Source organism: Alteromonas sp. D210916BOD_24 (assembly GCF_047159385.1).
Lineage (GTDB): Bacteria > Pseudomonadota > Gammaproteobacteria > Enterobacterales > Alteromonadaceae > Alteromonas.
Genome location: NZ_AP038333.1, coordinates 2,441,892 through 2,457,623, shown reverse-complemented (window position 1 = coordinate 2,457,623; position 15,732 = coordinate 2,441,892). Strand labels below are relative to the sequence as shown.

The window sequence follows — 15,732 nt, the reverse complement described above, 5'->3', positions numbered from 1 at the left end:
ACAATCAGTGATACGCAATCTGTTGTTTAAAGTCGGAGATACTGTTAATAGTTTGCTTGCGCAATTTGGGTATCTCGTCAAATTTGCCACGAGAATACAGTACTAACTCTCCGCATCGCTCCCGTTTGGCGAGTTGATTGGCAAAACATTGTATCTCTTCAAAGGTTAGCGTTTTTACACGCTCAGCTAATTTCACGTTCCTATTGAAGCCAAAATCTTGGGTGCCTAAGCTTACCCATAGGCGTTGTGATTTCATGGACAGGGTTAAATCCCTCTCTTCCAGCTGTTTGATCAAGGTTTGTTGGATATTTGGCCAATAAAAGCGATAAAACTCAATTTCGTGAAGCTGTTGAAATAGGAAGTCAGTGGTGGCGTCGAGTAGTTTTTTAGGACTGCACTGAGGGCTTTGAATATAAAACGCCATTCCGGGATGTTGGTTGTGCGGTACGTAACCTGTCCCTACGATGTAACCCAATTGTTGTTCGGTGCGAAGTGCGTTGAAAAAAGGCGCCGCAAGCATTTGTTCCAGCACCATACAAAGTGCGGTATCCGTCAGGCTCGAAGACGGTGCTTGTAAGTACAGAACAATGGCTGAATCGTCATGTTTACACGCCACTTCGTGAAAAAGGGTAGAACCAACCGGCAGTTTTGATACCGCTCTCGAAAGCGGCCTACCTCCACCATGTGGACACAAATTTTTTATCGTATCAGCAAATTGCTTAGCCTCATCGCTGGCCCAATTGCCATGCATAAAAGATTCGACAAAATAGCCAGTAAACGCTGCGTGTCGGTAATCTACCATTTCCTGATATGAGATGTTCTCGATGGCATCTAATAATTCCACTGGGGCTTGTGTATTTCTCTGTATGAGTACACTAAGTCTTGAGAATAGCCGGTTAGTAGGTTTGTTAAGAAGCGCATTATGCAAGCTTTGGATTTGCAAAGCCTTATGATGAGCAAACGCTTTTTCATCGGGTATGTAATGAATGACTGCATCAAGTAATTGACTGGCTAGCAAGGTTTGTTGATCAGTAAATCCGCGTGTATGCAGTGTAAACCCCGCTTGATGGCCGTAAATTCTGTAGTGCAGGCCAGCTATTTCTGCTCGGTAATATCGCGCTTGAAGGTAGTCATTTAATGCCCCCAGCCATATGCGTTTTGCCGCCACGGCCTCAAGACTATTTGAAAAATTGATGGCGTCAAAGGAAATATAAATATCACCTTTGGGACTGTGAAACTGTTGGTCTTGGGCAAACCAAAACCGATAGTCTTCGTTATCTATAAGCGTGGTCGGCGAATTGAACTCGGTTTCTGGCAAAATCAGTGAATATTCACCGCCAAGATAAGGATTAGGCGGGGGCAATACTAACGCGTCGATAAGCGGTGGCGAATTAAGTGAGTGTAATATCTCTGGGTCTATTTGCTCCACCCCATACTCCGCTTCATAAAAAGCGCAGGCCTTGGTCGTTTCAACATCTTTCGAAATAACTTTAAGCCTTAAATTCTCAGGGCTAAAAAAAGACAATGCGTGTTCCAGCGCTTGTTTGTCGTAGCTACCTATTGTGGCACGTAATATGTTGAGCTCTTCTGGTGAAAACAGAAACTGATGTTGTGCATATTCGGTCACTATGCCCATGGGCTTAACATTTTCTTCATACTCAAGGGCTAACGCATTGAGCTGGGATTTTTCCTGATATCGCCAGTCTTCCTCTATAGCTTGGCGTATCAGATTAATGTAACTAAACAATGCCGCAACGACGTGATACTTGTTCTCAAGTCCTTTTTGAGTGAGTTGAAAGCTGACATTGAAGTCCTTGAAACGATCGCCTTCAATACCGGAACCCGCAATCAGGTTCATCGCCCAGTCATTGTGTTTTAAATAGGCTAATAAGCTGCCTTCACCTTCATCACCAATTAAGTGACTAACATAATTAAGCGGTTTACACCGGTAGTCGTTCTGCAGGGCCGGTAGGGCAAAGGTCACAATCATCCGCCGGGCTGCTTGCAGAGGGTGAATGTTAATTTGTATGCCAAGTTGCTCGGAGGTATACAGTTCCGGCCAGTTGTCATCGGCCAGTACACCTGCTTCCATAGAGCCGAAACACTGATGCAGTAGTGCCTCTAGTTGCGCGGTAGGCATGGGGCTGGCGATACACAAGCGCATATTGTTGGCACAATATAATTCGCTGTGCAGTGCTTTTAGCCGTTGTTTTAATTCACCGGGATTGTGTTTTGAGAAGGTATCACTATTGCCTACAGAGAATTTCGCAAAGGGGTGTTGTGGATTACAAGTTTCTTTGTGTATCTGGTAAAGCCGACGCAGGTCGTCTTTTTTCTTGAATTCGAATTCAGCGTGAATATTGACGATTTCTTTGCTCAACGCGTCTTCTTCGAAAAGTGGCTGACGAAGCATGTCTGCAAAGGCTGGAAGCGTTTGTGCCAGCGCATCACCGGAGCAACTAAAATGATAATTGGCGTACTCAGTACCCGTCCACGCATTAATTGCGCCACCGTGTTGCTCAATAAAGTTATTGATTGCGTTGGGTTTGGGCAGGTGGCGGCTTCCCATGAAGAGCATATGTTCAAGCAAGTGCGCAAGTCCCTGGCAATCCTGTGGGTCGTAAAAGTGACCTGCTCTGACCGCCATTGATACAAAGGACTCACTTGCAGTTGGAGTGTGACATAACATCGCGCGCATGCCGTTGGGTAGAGTAACATGATGCGCATTTTCAAATTGTATACTGTTATTCACGTACGCTTGGCTCGTCTAAATTCGTATGAGGGTTATCTATTCAATAGGACAAAATTAAGAAAAAGAACATAATGCGCAAAAATTTTCACTATTCCTCTATTTGCGCTAGGCGTCTTTACTGCTCTCTGATATCGTTACCATAATTTCATTAATACTATGCGCAATGTTATGTCAGGTCAAAGTAGCAACGACGACATTTATCTCTTCATCATGCGTCACGGTGAAGCTGAAGCTCCCCGTGTAGACGATAAAAACAGGCAACTTACCCTTGTCGGAAGAGAGCAGGCAAAGCATGCCGCTGGGTGGCTCAAGGCGCATTACTGTGAAAGCGGTACGGTAGATTTGGCTCTGGTTAGTCCCTATCGACGCGCACGGCAGACCCACGATATGGTCTCTTTGGATATTGTCTCTGATAAGGTGGAGAGCAACGAAGATATCATTCCAGAAGGCTCTCCTAAGCTGGTAAGTGATTATATTGACGCGAGGATCCACAACGCGGTCAATGCAAAAAAGCCTATTCGCTCTTTGTTAGTGGTAAGTCACATGCCCTTTGTCAGCTATCTAGTCGATGAGCTTTGCCAGTCCTACACAACCAGTTTATTTTCAACTGCTTCGATTGCTGTTATCAAGTATTCCCTCAGTGAACACAAAGGTACGCTCGTCACTCATTATCAGGGGTTGTAGTCTCAGGTTCTGCAAATTTTTACCTTGCCTCAATGGCACACACGTGCCTGCGAATATTTACAACAAAGCGCAACAACCCCTGTCACTATTTCTTAGCCTTTTGGCCAAAATTTTAGTCAAGAATTTGCGATATCGGTCGATAGCGTAATTGAGTGCCATAATTTAATTTATTGAAGGGTTGGGAAATGGACAGCAAATCAATTCCTGAACTCCTTAAGCGTTCATTGCAATCGCATATGGCGGAAGCGGATTTACGTGAAGATAAGGAGACACAGGATATTATTGCTAGGTTAACTGTCTTATCAGATAAAGTTGCTGCAGCAAAAGCTAGAGCACTGGCCAATAGGGCACAGCGTCTAGCCAACGAATCGAAATAAAAAGTTAGCTGAAGTGGATTCTGGCTAACCTACTTTTTCCAAGCCGCCATCTCGTGGTTGAACATAATATTCTGGCAACACTCTGACCGTTTTTATCATATTCTCTGAGATATCGACTATTTCCAATGGATACCCGGCCAGTCTCACACTCACTTTGTTGTCGGGAATTTCTTCCAGGTACTCAAGTAAGAGTCCATTGAGTGTTTTAGGTCCTTCTGTGGGTAAATTCCAATTCATTTCCTTGTTGAGTTCACGCACGTTTGCACTGCCGTCGACTAATACAGAGCCGTCTTGTTGTACGTGGGCTTCTTTACTGTGATCCGGTACCATGCTGGTAGTGAAATCACCAATAATCTCTTCTAGGATGTCCTCAAGTGTCACTAACCCCATAATATCGCCGTATTCATCGACAACGAGTGCGATACGTTCTTTTTCAGCTTGGAACTTGTACATTAACGTATGCAGAGGCGTAGACTCGGGTGTGTAGTATATCTCTCGCACTGCTCTTAACAGGCTGGACTTAGTAAACTGGTCTTTAGATAACAACCTCAAGGCATCGCGTACGTGGACAAAGCCAACTGCATCATCAATGCTATCGCGATACAACAATACCCGCGTATGTTGTGCATGGGTAAGTGCCTTTTGTATTTTCTTCCAGTCGTCGTTGATATCAATGGCGAAAATGTCTGTTCTTGGCACCATAATATCCTCGGCCGTGACACTTTCTAAATCCAGAATACTGACCAACATGTCTTGGTGTTTTTTTGGGATCATGGTGCCAGCTTCAAATACCACTGTGCGTAACTCTTCGCGACTGAGCGAATCATCACTGCCATTAGCGGGACTAATGCGCAACAGTGCGAGAATACCGTTAGTTATTCCATTTATTGCAGCCACAAAGGGGTACAGCAAGGTGAGTAAGGGCAGCAATATCAAAGAGCTTGGGAAGGCCACTTTTTCCGGATACAACGCGGCCAGAGTTTTTGGCGTCACTTCTGCGAATATAAGTAACACGAGAGTGAGACCAAAAGTGGCGGCGAATAACCCCCAGTAATCTCCAAATAGTCGGATACATAATATCGTTGCCAACGATGAAGCGGCAATGTTTACAAGGTTGTTACCGATCAGTATTAAGCCTATTAATCGGTCAGGTCGATCTAATAATTTTGCTACGCGTATGGCAGAGCGGTTTCCTTCACCTTGAAGGTGTTTAAGTCGATAGCGATTTATCGACATCATTCCAGTTTCTGAGCTGGAAAAATACGCAGATAGTAATATGAGTACGCCGAGCGCGATAAACAGCGTACTCGTTGATATGTCGTCCAAGTATGGGGTTCCTGTCTTTAACTAGCCTTCAAATGTAGTAATTTGAGGTCAGGGTTTCAAGGGAAAAATACCAATATCACCCTAAATGTCTAGAAAATCTCACAGAATGGTGTAAATACCAGAAGTGCTTGAACGACAAAGAAGCAGTTAGAGAATCAACTCTCTGACCAATTTACTTCCAAAATAGGCCAGAGAAAGTAATGTTACACCTACTACAGTCAAAACAATAACCTGTCTTCCTCGCCAGCCGCGCAGTTTCTGACCGATTAACAATGTTAAGAATACCACCAGAGCAGCACTGGAAAGCACGGTTTTGTGCACATAGGTTTTGTTTAGCATATCGTCTAAAAAGACAAAGCCACTAATAAGAGACACGCTCAGTAACGATGTACCAGCCAGTAACAGCTTAAACAGAATACCTTCAACCAACATAAGGGGCGGAAGAGAAGAGTGTAAAAGGGCTGCCCCTTTTTGTTTTAGCCGATAGGTAATATACGACATTTGCAACGCATACAAAAAGGCGATAACCAAGGTGCAATAGGCGAAAAGCGACAGGCTGATATGAATTACTAAGCCAGGCTGAAGCTCAATATGCATAATGTACGACACCGGAATAAATTTCGATGCCAGCACGCTAAAACTGGCAAAACAAAACACTACGGGTAGTAAAATCAGGTTGGGAATGGCCCGGGCAAAAATCAGCATCGATACGGTAATGATCCACGAGACCAACGATAGCACGTTAGTTACGCTCATATCCTGACCAGGCGCGATGATGATTACATTGGCCAGAAATGCAATATGTGCGATAACCCCAATGCTGGCAATTGTAATGCCCAGGCGTTTGTTAGGACCATCTTGGTGGACAAATTTGCCAATTAGCACCGCAGCAGCAATTGCATATAAAAGGGCAGCGGAGATGGCGAAAAGGGTGTTCATGGTGGTTCCTGTAATGCGGTGGTGACCTGTTCACCGAAAGAGTGGGTATTGATACTTCAACTTGGAAACAAATTCAACCATCTCCTTGATTTTGTTTGCTTCAGACCACACGTTTTGAGAGGAATAACCGTACTTAGCTCATGCAGCAAGCCGTGTTATCTGACTATGGAAAAAATTACCCAACTTGCGGGTGCGTTAGTGAGCGCTTTTACGTTACAATAAGCGCATTACGTCTGAAATAAAAAGAAGTTTCATACTATGTTTGAGAATTTATCAGAACGCTTAGGCCAGACATTGCGAAATGTCAGTGGTAAGGGGCGTCTTACAGAAGACAATATCAAAGAAACCCTTCGCGAAGTGCGCATGGCGTTACTTGAAGCTGATGTTGCCCTGCCGGTAGTTAAAGCGTTTGTGGCGCAAGTTAAAGAACGGGCGGTGGGTACTGAAGTCACTAAGAGCTTAAAACCCGGCCAGGTGTTTATCAAAATAGTGCAGTCAGAACTTGAGTCGGTGATGGGTGAAGCGAATGAAAAGCTTAATCTGTCCACTCAGCCGCCCGCGGTCATTCTTATGGCGGGTCTGCAAGGTGCGGGTAAGACAACCTCAGTAGGTAAACTGGCTAAATACTTAACAGAGCGTGAAAAGAAAAAGGTGATGGTAGTCAGTGCAGACGTTTATCGTCCGGCCGCTATCAAGCAGCTTGAAACGCTGGCTAGTGAAGTGAACGTTGCCTTTCACCCGTCAACTATTTTACAACAACCTATTGATATCGTTAACGATGCTATCGCAGAAGCGAAGAAAAACTTCTTTGATGTTTTGTTAGTCGATACGGCAGGACGTCTTCATGTCGACACCGACATGATGGATGAAATTAAAGAATTACACGCCGCGGTTAAGCCAATCGAGACCCTATTTGTGGTCGATGCCATGACAGGTCAGGATGCAGCCAATACGGCAAAAGCATTTAACGATGCGCTTCCACTAACCGGTGTTATTCTTACCAAAGCAGACGGTGACGCCCGCGGTGGTGCAGCCCTTTCAGTTCGTCATATTACCGGTAAGCCCATTAAGTTTATCGGTATGGGTGAAAAAGTAGATGCCCTTGAGCCTTTCCACCCCGAACGTATTGCTTCTCGTATTCTTGGCATGGGAGACGTGCTGAGTCTTATTGAAGAAGTTGAGCGTAAGGTTGACAAATCTAAAGCGGAAAAGCTGGCCAAAAAGGTACAAAAAGGCAAAGGCTTTGACCTTCAAGACTTTAAAGATCAGCTAGAGCAAATGAAAAATATGGGTGGCATGATGGGCATGCTAGATAAGCTACCCGGCATGGGCGGAATGTCTGACAAAATTAAAGATCAGGCAAATGACAAGCAGTTCAACCAGATGGAAGCCATTATCAACTCTATGACACCGGCTGAACGCGCCCGTCCAGACATGATAAAAGGTTCCCGTAAGCGCCGTATCGCAGCGGGTTCAGGTACTCAAATTCAGGACGTCAATCGCTTGCTTAAGCAGTTTACGCAAATGCAGAAGATGATGAAAAAGATGTCTGGCGGCGGCATGAAGAAGATGATGCGTCAGATGAAAGGTATGATGCCTCCAGGTGGTGGTTTCGGAGGACCTGGCGGCCCCGGTGGATTCGGTGGTCCAGGCGGTTTCGGTGGCGGCGGATTCCCCCCTCGTTAACCTGCTAGATAGTATAAATGAAAAACCCCAATGTGATTTCACATTGGGGTTTTTTATTGCGCATTTACCCGCTGATTAACGACTGAGTTTGAAAATCGATTGGATTATGTTCAACAAAGTATTCCCCATCTGTGCAAAGCTACAAATTCGTAATACACTGGCGGGCTAACACATGCTCGTATAGATAATGGCTAATTGCAGCAAAGTACACTGTAATTGCGTTTCATCTGGTCTTTGCAAGTATGAATGGGTGCGCTAATTTTTAAAGCTGACTGTGACACAATAGTCGGTAGATTTATAAGTACAGGAACACTATGGCAGGCTTAAAACGTATTATTCTTATCGACACGCACTTGCCAGGCGTCGTTGAATTAAAGCTTGATGGACATACCAATATTTGTGGTACCAACGCGTCAGGGAAAACCACACTACAGCGTCTTATCCCGGTTTTTTATGGGGAATACCCCAGTCGGGTCGTACCTGCCACACGAGACAGTTTTGAGCGCTGGTATCTTCCCCGCCTGTCAAGTTTTATCATTTATGAATATACCCGTGCCGAGGGTGATTTATGCCAGGCCGTATTAAGCTCTAATGGTACAGGCGTGAATTACCGCTTAGTAGGCAAACCCTTTGATATCAGCGACTATCTGATTGAACAAAAGAATGGTAAGCATGCCAGTGTCAGCAGTGCAGAGCTCGCACGCGCGATGAAGCGCAACAATATTATGGTTACCAGCCTGCTCAATACCAAAGATTTCCGCGCCATAATTCAAAATGACCATGGGGTACTTAATCAAAGTAACAATGCCCGTGAGTTATTGGGCTACGCCAAGATATTCAGCTTGTGTGAGCCGTCAAAGCACATGCGTCACATTGAAAAGCTTGCTAAGGCCGTGCATTCAAAAGAAGGCAAGATGGAAACCATCAAAGCCATGATTGCAGCTATTTTAGAGGAAGACGGTGTCACTCCGCCAACTTCTGGGTTAAGTCGCAACCGCGTTGATGACTGGATTAAAGAATGTCACCTCATCAAACAGTTTGACAAAATACGGCCTGAGTTTTCAAAACTCGAACAGGCTGATATGGCACTGACCTCGACAGAGAAAGTGCTGGCAAATTTAAAACACAGCTTTGAGCTGGATAAAACGTATCTGGCTGCCCGAGTAGAAACTACAAAAAACGAACTGGACGAAAACAGCTTTCAGCGCAAACAAACCGACAGTGAGTGGGGCGATACCCGGGATCACTTAAATCAGGTCATTTCTTCTGCGCGTGCAGACGTAGAGAAATTTACCAGTGAGCTGGATACGGTTGAACGTGAATTTGACAAGTGGCAAGACGACAACATTGAGCAGTTAAAAGAAGACGTGGCTAATTTACCTCAGTGGCAAAACGAGAAAGCCATGGCAGATAGTCGCTACGTGCTACTGACAGAAAAGCACCAGGATATCGAGTCAGCGTTTAATAAACGTTTAGCTGAATTGGGTGAAAAGCTTTCATTGACGTTAGAAGAGTTATCGGCTGCGCGTCAGGAAGCGTCAGAAAATAAAGCCGAACAGCAGCAAAGCGAGCGTGAAGCGTTAAGCCGCATAAGTGATGACTATCGCGGTCAGTTAAGTGCCCTACAAAATGACTATCAACACAGTTTAAATGAACTTAAAGTCACCGAAGCTGAACTGAAAGCGTCATTGAGTAATGCCGGATACAACGAGTTTGAGCAATCTCAGTTGGATATTCTCGATGCGGCCATTAAAGAAGCGTCCATTAATGAAGATAGCGCCCGTACGGCATTGCGTCAGGTACAGCAAACTCACACTAAGTCGATAGAGTTCCGCAAGGAATGCTCTCATGCCCTGGATAAGGCGAGAGCCGCCTTTCAGCAGGAAGAAAAAGCAGTTAATAAAATTAACGGCCTGCTTTATCCTGGAGAAGGTTCGTTGTTGGAGTTTTTACGCGCCAACGTAGATGACTGGGAATTGTCATTGGGCAAAGTGATCCGCCCGGATTTACTTGAACGCACTGATTTAGCCCCGTCAATGGCAACAGATTCTGGCACCCTGATGGGCGTGAAGTTGGCATTGGCTGAGCTGGATACTCCTGAATACGCCCTTACTGAACAAGCGTTAAAGCAGCAGTTGCAAGAAGCTGAAATTCGTCAGGCTGCAGCCTTGGCAGCACAAAATGAATGTGAACAGCGCTTGGCTAAAGCCAATGAAGATGTGCGCAATGCTGAATTGGTGGTTACCCAGAAAGACAATGCAGTGAAAAGTGCAGAGGCGAGCCGTCGCCGGGCACAACAAGATCGCGACACGGTATTAAGCGAATATCAACAGGCATTGTCAGCGCGTAAGCAAAAAGCAAAGACCAAGCTTGAAGCGAATCAGCAAGCGCAGAAACAGGCCAAAGCACAGTTTGAACTCAGTCGCGACGAAATAAAAGATCAACAGCGGGAAGCGGAAACTGAGCACAAGTTTCACTGGCAACAGCTTATTGCTGACAGTGAAGCACGTATTTCGCAGCTTGATAACGATATACGCAAAGCCAAAGATACTGCAGCACAAGATAGAAAAGACATGCAGGCCTGGCTTGAAAGTGAGTTGAATAACCGCGGCGTTGACGTGGACGAAATTGGCCAGCTTAAAAAGCAAATCAATAAGCTTAAAGACGATATTACCCGCACTGAAACCCATCGCCATAAAGTGGCTGATTATGAACGCTGGTACACCAATGTATTCACTAAGCAAAAAGTGGTGTGGCAGGAAGGGCTATCTAAATCCCGTAAGTTGTTAGGTGAATCTGAGCGCAGCTTAGCGAGTAAACAAAGTGCTTATAAAGCCGCCAGAGAACAACTTTTAGAGCAACATACTCTGTTGGAGTCCACGCTTAAAACCGCCAATGAGCACCTTGAACAGGTTAAAACGCTCAGTAAATCATTGGCGAAATTGACGCTACAGGCAGCTGATGAGGCGGTGGAAATCAAACACGACGATGTGAGTATCGGTCAGCGCATTTCAGAGGTACAAAGTCAGCTGCAAGAGCGTGAGAACTTATTAAGTGATATTCGCGCCTATGTCGAAAGCTTCGATCAACTTATTGCCGCACAAGCAGGAACGGGCTTGTCAGACACCTGGGAACGAGCCAGAGAAGAATGTGCAACCCTTAATGCACATGGCGTGAAGAGCTTTGACCACCGCCGAATGGTGACACACCTCGCGCAGTTGCTTAACGTTATCGTTCCTCAGAAGTTACAAGGTTTGCGTGAACAGGGGCGTATCTTTGGTGCGGATCTTTCCCAATACTATTTTGTTCTTGCCGATATTGATAAGCGTATCGTGTCGCAAAGTCGTCGAATTACGCAAGAGGTTGACGGCGAGCTGTTCCTCGATGGCGTGTCGGATTCGGCGGTTAAAATCCGTTCGCGTATTAGCGAACTTGAATTTTGGCCTGAGCTTGAACAATTCAGGAAGCATTATGAGTACTGGATGGGTGAGGGCGCCAACGAATTACCTGACGAAGAGTACGGGCAGAGCATGCGTAGGGTACTGGATATCCTTGGCAGAGCGGCGCTAACGGGGGGGATCAGCAAGTTACTGGATATTGAACTGCATCTAAGAGAAGGCAACAGCGATCTGGTTATCCGCACCGACCGACAGCTCAACGAGTCGTCAAGCCACGGTATGGCTTACCTCATCTTGTGTAAATTCCTGTTGGCCTTTACCCGTTTGCTACGGGGGGATGCAGAAGCGACCGTACATTGGCCAATTGATGAGTTAGGGACCCTTCACCAAAGCAATGTGAAGAAAATTTTCGATGCGTGTCAGAACAACAACATCAGTGTGGTAGGCGCATTCCCTAACCCTGAATCAGAAGTCCTGACATTGTTTGAAAATCGCTATCTGATTGACAAAGTCACGCGTCAGTTACAAGTGGTTCAGCCCAAAGCCAATGCGATAGCCGCCCGAATTAAAGCAAGAAAACACCAAGAAGTAGCCGGTGAGGAGACGACACTATGATGACCGAACAAGGGCGTGTACTAAGTGCACTGTTACAAGGGGCGTTTATCTGTCAGGTTACCGACGAAGAAGGCTGGCGTTTTTTGAAAAGCCGCGACAATGCCGCGCAGCTAGAGCCTCATTTGTCTCTACTCAACCGCACATTGTCGACGACCGCAGAAGGGGATGTATTTTTCGCCAGCTATCTGACTATCGGTGAAAACGAACGCAAGTTGCTTACCCAGCAATTTCAAGATACAGCATCCAACTTAGTGCCTTTAGTGGAGTGGCTGCTCTTGGTACAACAGGCCAACGAGTCAGATATGCCTATTACCATGGGAAGTGCAATTCGATTAAACGAATTACAAACCACGATTGAAGATACGCCAGCCTATGCAGAGCAACTGGAGAAAATATCACGCTATCGCATGTTTGGCTCAACCAGTGTTAACTTGGATGGTCAGTTAAAACAGGTGTTTAAGCGTTTAACAGAAATGGGCTATCTGATTAAGCCGAATCCGGATAAACAAATTTATCTGGGTACAGGGAAAATTGAACACCTATATGAAATGCTTCGCTTTATTGATGAAACAGAGGCATTGAGTTTGTCAGAGCAAGCGCAAGCCGCCATCTCGCAGGGTAGTTTGATATGAGTCAGGTACTCATCCAGGCCGGAACAAAACTACTTAATGCATTGGGGCGCCACAGTGACCTAATCATGCAGGCCTATATAAATGGTTCAGTCACCGAGCGCGATCACAGCCCTAAGGTATTAGAGCAATTGATTCAGCTTGGTGTGCTGTGGCGTCCTGAAGCACAAAGTGAATTACGTCTAAAAAGTGCAGTTCGAACGTTACTTGAGGGGAGCCTTCAGGACGAGCGCAATCGCACCATTAACGCAAATATTGGCGCGTCGCTGGCCAGTCTTAAAACGCTCACAGAACATTACAAAGAAGCGCTGCATTACAATAAATATAATGAAGCCGCTGCGCATATGGGCGATCTGACTGAGCACGTGTATCAGTTGTCTGAGTCACTCAGCAACAGTGTTAGGGTGATGTTTGGGCGCATCAATAACGAATTTGGCTATGTGTCTTCTGTTGAAGCGAAGATACGCGAGAACGAACTAGCACAAGGGCAAGTGACTGAGCTTCTGGCTCAACTAGAGTGTTTCCGTTTTGATGAGCTCAGTGAATTGGCGGGTTCGAACCGTGAGCTTCGTCATTTGCTGGTGGTATCGCTGCAACAGCGCTTTGCCAAAGCGGCGCAGGAATTGTCAGTGGTGCAAGCCCGTCTACTTGATTTGCTGGGGCGCTTTAGAGAGTTTCAGGGACGGACGCGGTTGCTTAAAGGCTTTTTGTTGCACATGGAGCAGCAGCCCGATTTCACGCCAGGTAACTACACTAACCTGTCAAACGTGCCTGTACTTTTCAATCAGTCAGACAGTATTTTTGCTCCTGCGGCAGCGGATGTGAACAATGTTGAGCACGAAGCAGAGTATCAGCACATAGTGGCGTCGCTTACCCATGTTCACAAACGTCAGGCTAAGCATGAAGATACCAAGCCACTCGATATAGATGTGACAGCACAATCTACGGTTTCCCTTGATAAGGATCCGTTGCAAAAAGCAGTAGAAGACTATTTCTGTGAAGTCATTGACTCCGGCCAGCCCAAAACCGCGTTGGATTACTTTGAAGAACGGGCGCTGGAGTTTGATCCTGAAGTGTGGATATATCAGGTGATTGGGGGTTATCAAGCGCTTGATGATCAAGATAAACAATACTTTGCTCTTGAGCCACACGGTATGAATGACAAAATTTACACCGGTAATTTCTATATCAACGATATTACTTTGGGGTTACGTTAAACACGAAACGCTTACCCATGGGTAAGCGTTTCGCTGTTATTCTTTTGCCCGTATATCTGATTCAATGGCTTCTAGTACTAGGTCATGCCTTGTCAAATAAGCATTCCAGTCATTTTCGACCGGAATATCAATGTCGAATGTGCCCACGGCATCAAGTAGAAACTTGTTGGGGGGCCAACAATCATCAAACCAACCGCAGCCGTTTTCTAAATCTGTCCAGCCTTTGGTAAGGTAAAGCGTGACGCCACTATAAGGAAGCGTAGGGTAATAACCTTCGGCTTTGAACCTCAAGGCATCCCCCATTTCACTGCCTACTACGATCAATTTATCCCTCGCATAGCGCTTAAACTGCGTACTCGCAATAATGCCTGCAGAGAAGGTGTTTGTCCCTACAATGAGATAGAGCTGTCTATTATCACGGGCGAGAGCTGAGATGGCTTTTACAAAGGGCAGTATTTCGGTGTAGTCACCACCGCGATTGTAACGGAAGTCAACGATAATGTTTTTAATCGCCCCCTCTTTTATCTCATTTTTAGCACGCAGAGTAAGGTTGTGTATGCTCAGCTTAGTATCATCAAAGCTTGCATTCATGCGTATATAAAGTGCATGGCTGTTAGGTATACGATGAATGGCATGCAATTGGGCGGTGTCTTTAAGGTACAACGGCAGGGTATCGTCATTGCGCAATAGGGTGTTCCAACCTTGTGTGTTAAAGCTGGCGTCATCAGGAAAACTGTCTTTGAAATCCCAAAAGGGATCGCCCGGCATCACAGAATCACTGGCCTTCAGAGTATGAGTCGTAATTTCGCCATCTGGGGATTCTACTTGTAGCGAAACAGAATAGTCGACTACGTCTGCGCCGAATAGCGCTAGTGCACTGGGTGCTGAATAAAAATATTCACTTCGGTAGCGCTGCCAAGATTGGGTGCCGCCTCCAACCACAAGAGGAATAACAGACAACATGCTCTGAGGTGTTTTTCCACCTAAGTTCACTACCCGTTGTCCCAGCAAAAAAGCGTATTCAGGCGTTGATTTAACAATGATAAGTCCGTCTGAAAGCCAGTGAAAACGCACCGGTAGTCGCCTCATTTTAGGTTTTAACAAGGTGGTATGCGCATTGTCGAAAACCGCGAGAGCCTGTGAAGTCACTAAGCTTAATGTATCAATGCTTTCTATCTTTGGCGCTTGTTTCAGTACAGCTTCAAATTCTTTCTTTTGTTTCTGAGTTATATGGGATTCATTCTCAATCACTTCGCGTTTAAAGAACGCCATGTCTTTGCCGATAGAAGGAGGGGACGTAGGTAGCGACGTGAAATGTAATGGCAACATTTGCAGGCCGCCTATGAGGATAAAAAAGAGTCCAAGAACCATATTTAAAAGGATATAAGCACCCAGTACTCGTAGTAGAATTTTTTTCACTGTTGATTGTCCGCGCTTTGTATCTATTAAAAAAAGCAAAGTGTGCCTCTAGTCATACCTGAAATTACGGCCTATTTCACTTGGTTTTTGACGTCGCTCAACTATAATGAAACAATGCGTTAACAATAATTAAACACATTGAACTAAATAGTTAATAAACTCGTAATATTGCTGTCAATTCAGTCATCCAGACTATATTGACATCAAAAAAATAGGCCTAGCAAGGAGCGGGCAAAGTGGTGGTACCAGTGTGTACGGTACGAATAGGAAGAAGTTATGCAGTTATCAGAACAACAAAGTTTCAATCAAGCGCTTATTAAGCTGTCTGTATTGCTATACCAGGTTGATGGTATGGTGTCGCTTTCTGAGCAAGATTACCTTAACGATATGGTGGGCACGTTAGAGTGGGACAGTCCCATTTGTCCAGAAGCCTTTCTCAATGATACGATCTATCAAACCCGCAAAGCGATTGATACCGGCGATGCAGTGACGTTTTTAAGAAGTTTAAAGAACGATCTGTCCTTCGACGCCGAGAAAACATTAGAAGTCGCCATGGCGATTACCGGGGTTGACGGAGAGCGAAGTGAAAAGGAAACCGAGCTCTTGTCGCTATTGACTCACAAATTACTCGCCAAGGCATTAATTTCAGGTAAAGATACCCTGCAATAGTTAACAACCCTTGAAGCGTGT

General features: G+C 45.4%; 11 protein-coding genes. 7 read left to right on the top strand and 4 right to left on the bottom strand.

The features are described 5' to 3' along the window. Nucleotides 1–4: 4 nt before the first annotated feature. Entirely contained in the window at nt 5–2,752 is a 2,748-nt protein-coding gene (locus tag ACMCM8_RS10745) for an insulinase family protein (RefSeq protein WP_412722622.1), read from the bottom strand. 168 nt (nt 2,753–2,920) lie between these two features. Here ACMCM8_RS10745 and sixA point away from each other — a divergent pair, with 168 nt between their 5' ends. Together sixA and ACMCM8_RS10735 are read left to right on the top strand one after the other, a co-directional pair. Beyond that, nucleotides 2,921–3,436, top strand: a complete 516-nt coding sequence (gene sixA, locus ACMCM8_RS10740; RefSeq protein WP_412722621.1) for a phosphohistidine phosphatase SixA — start codon at nt 2,921–2,923, stop codon at nt 3,434–3,436. A 185-nt stretch (nt 3,437–3,621) separates the two neighbouring features. Further along, nucleotides 3,622–3,813, top strand: a complete 192-nt coding sequence (locus tag ACMCM8_RS10735; RefSeq protein ID WP_412722620.1) for a hypothetical protein — start codon at nt 3,622–3,624, stop codon at nt 3,811–3,813. Nucleotides 3,814–3,837: 24 nt separating this feature from the next. On the opposite strand, the gene ACMCM8_RS10730 is transcribed toward ACMCM8_RS10735, so the two are convergent. Together ACMCM8_RS10730 and ACMCM8_RS10725 are read right to left on the bottom strand one after the other, a co-directional pair. Beyond that, complete coding sequence (locus ACMCM8_RS10730; RefSeq protein ID WP_412722619.1) at nt 3,838–5,139, bottom strand: HlyC/CorC family transporter; 1,302 nt, start codon at nt 5,137–5,139, stop codon at nt 3,838–3,840. 147 nt (nt 5,140–5,286) lie between these two features. Continuing rightward, nucleotides 5,287–6,078 (bottom strand): cytochrome C assembly family protein, encoded by a 792-nt coding sequence (locus ACMCM8_RS10725; protein WP_412722618.1) that lies wholly within the window; start codon nt 6,076–6,078, stop codon nt 5,287–5,289. Between the two features lie 258 nt (nt 6,079–6,336). Between ACMCM8_RS10725 and ffh the strand changes: the two genes are divergently transcribed. The 4 genes from ffh (at nt 6,337) to ACMCM8_RS10705 (ending at nt 13,623) form a co-directional block, all read left to right on the top strand. Further along, a complete protein-coding gene (ffh, locus tag ACMCM8_RS10720) occupies nt 6,337–7,764 on the top strand; it encodes a signal recognition particle protein (protein WP_412722617.1) in 1,428 nt (475 codons plus the stop codon). 314 nt (nt 7,765–8,078) lie between these two features. Beyond that, nucleotides 8,079–11,777 (top strand): ATP-binding protein, encoded by a 3,699-nt coding sequence (locus tag ACMCM8_RS10715; RefSeq protein ID WP_412722616.1) that lies wholly within the window; start codon nt 8,079–8,081, stop codon nt 11,775–11,777. Beyond that, a complete protein-coding gene (locus ACMCM8_RS10710) occupies nt 11,774–12,409 on the top strand; it encodes a hypothetical protein (RefSeq protein WP_412722615.1) in 636 nt (211 codons plus the stop codon). Before ACMCM8_RS10715 ends, ACMCM8_RS10710 begins: the two co-directional genes overlap by 4 nt. After that, nucleotides 12,406–13,623: a phosphoenolpyruvate carboxylase gene (locus tag ACMCM8_RS10705; protein ID WP_412722614.1), complete on the top strand. Its 1,218-nt coding sequence runs from the start codon at nt 12,406–12,408 to the stop codon at nt 13,621–13,623. Before ACMCM8_RS10710 ends, ACMCM8_RS10705 begins: the two co-directional genes overlap by 4 nt. Nucleotides 13,624–13,659: 36 nt before the next feature. Here ACMCM8_RS10705 and ACMCM8_RS10700 read toward each other — a convergent pair whose 3' ends face one another. Beyond that, on the bottom strand, nt 13,660–14,952 hold the full coding sequence (locus ACMCM8_RS10700) for a hypothetical protein (RefSeq protein WP_412722613.1): 1,293 nt from the start codon (nt 14,950–14,952) through the stop codon (nt 13,660–13,662). Between the two features lie 366 nt (nt 14,953–15,318). On the opposite strand from ACMCM8_RS10700, the gene ACMCM8_RS10695 reads away from it, so the two are divergent. After that, nucleotides 15,319–15,711, top strand: a complete 393-nt coding sequence (locus ACMCM8_RS10695; RefSeq protein ID WP_412722612.1) for a TerB family tellurite resistance protein — start codon at nt 15,319–15,321, stop codon at nt 15,709–15,711. The last annotated feature ends 21 nt before the right edge of the window (nt 15,712–15,732 follow it).

Bases quoted from the DNA above. Each gene is read 5' to 3' on its own strand.
- sixA (WP_412722621.1), top strand. From the start codon at position 2,921: ATGTCAGGTCAAAGTAGCAACGACGACATTTATCTCTTCATCATGCGT.
- ACMCM8_RS10735 (WP_412722620.1), top strand. From the start codon at position 3,622: ATGGACAGCAAATCAATTCCTGAACTCCTTAAGCGTTCATTGCAATCG.
- ACMCM8_RS10725 (WP_412722618.1), bottom strand. From the start codon at position 6,078: ATGAACACCCTTTTCGCCATCTCCGCTGCCCTTTTATATGCAATTGCT.
- ffh (WP_412722617.1), top strand. From the start codon at position 6,337: ATGTTTGAGAATTTATCAGAACGCTTAGGCCAGACATTGCGAAATGTC.
- ACMCM8_RS10715 (WP_412722616.1), top strand. From the start codon at position 8,079: ATGGCAGGCTTAAAACGTATTATTCTTATCGACACGCACTTGCCAGGC.
- ACMCM8_RS10710 (WP_412722615.1), top strand. From the start codon at position 11,774: ATGATGACCGAACAAGGGCGTGTACTAAGTGCACTGTTACAAGGGGCG.
- ACMCM8_RS10705 (WP_412722614.1), top strand. From the start codon at position 12,406: ATGAGTCAGGTACTCATCCAGGCCGGAACAAAACTACTTAATGCATTG.
- ACMCM8_RS10700 (WP_412722613.1), bottom strand. From the start codon at position 14,952: ATGTTGCCATTACATTTCACGTCGCTACCTACGTCCCCTCCTTCTATC.
- ACMCM8_RS10695 (WP_412722612.1), top strand. From the start codon at position 15,319: ATGCAGTTATCAGAACAACAAAGTTTCAATCAAGCGCTTATTAAGCTG.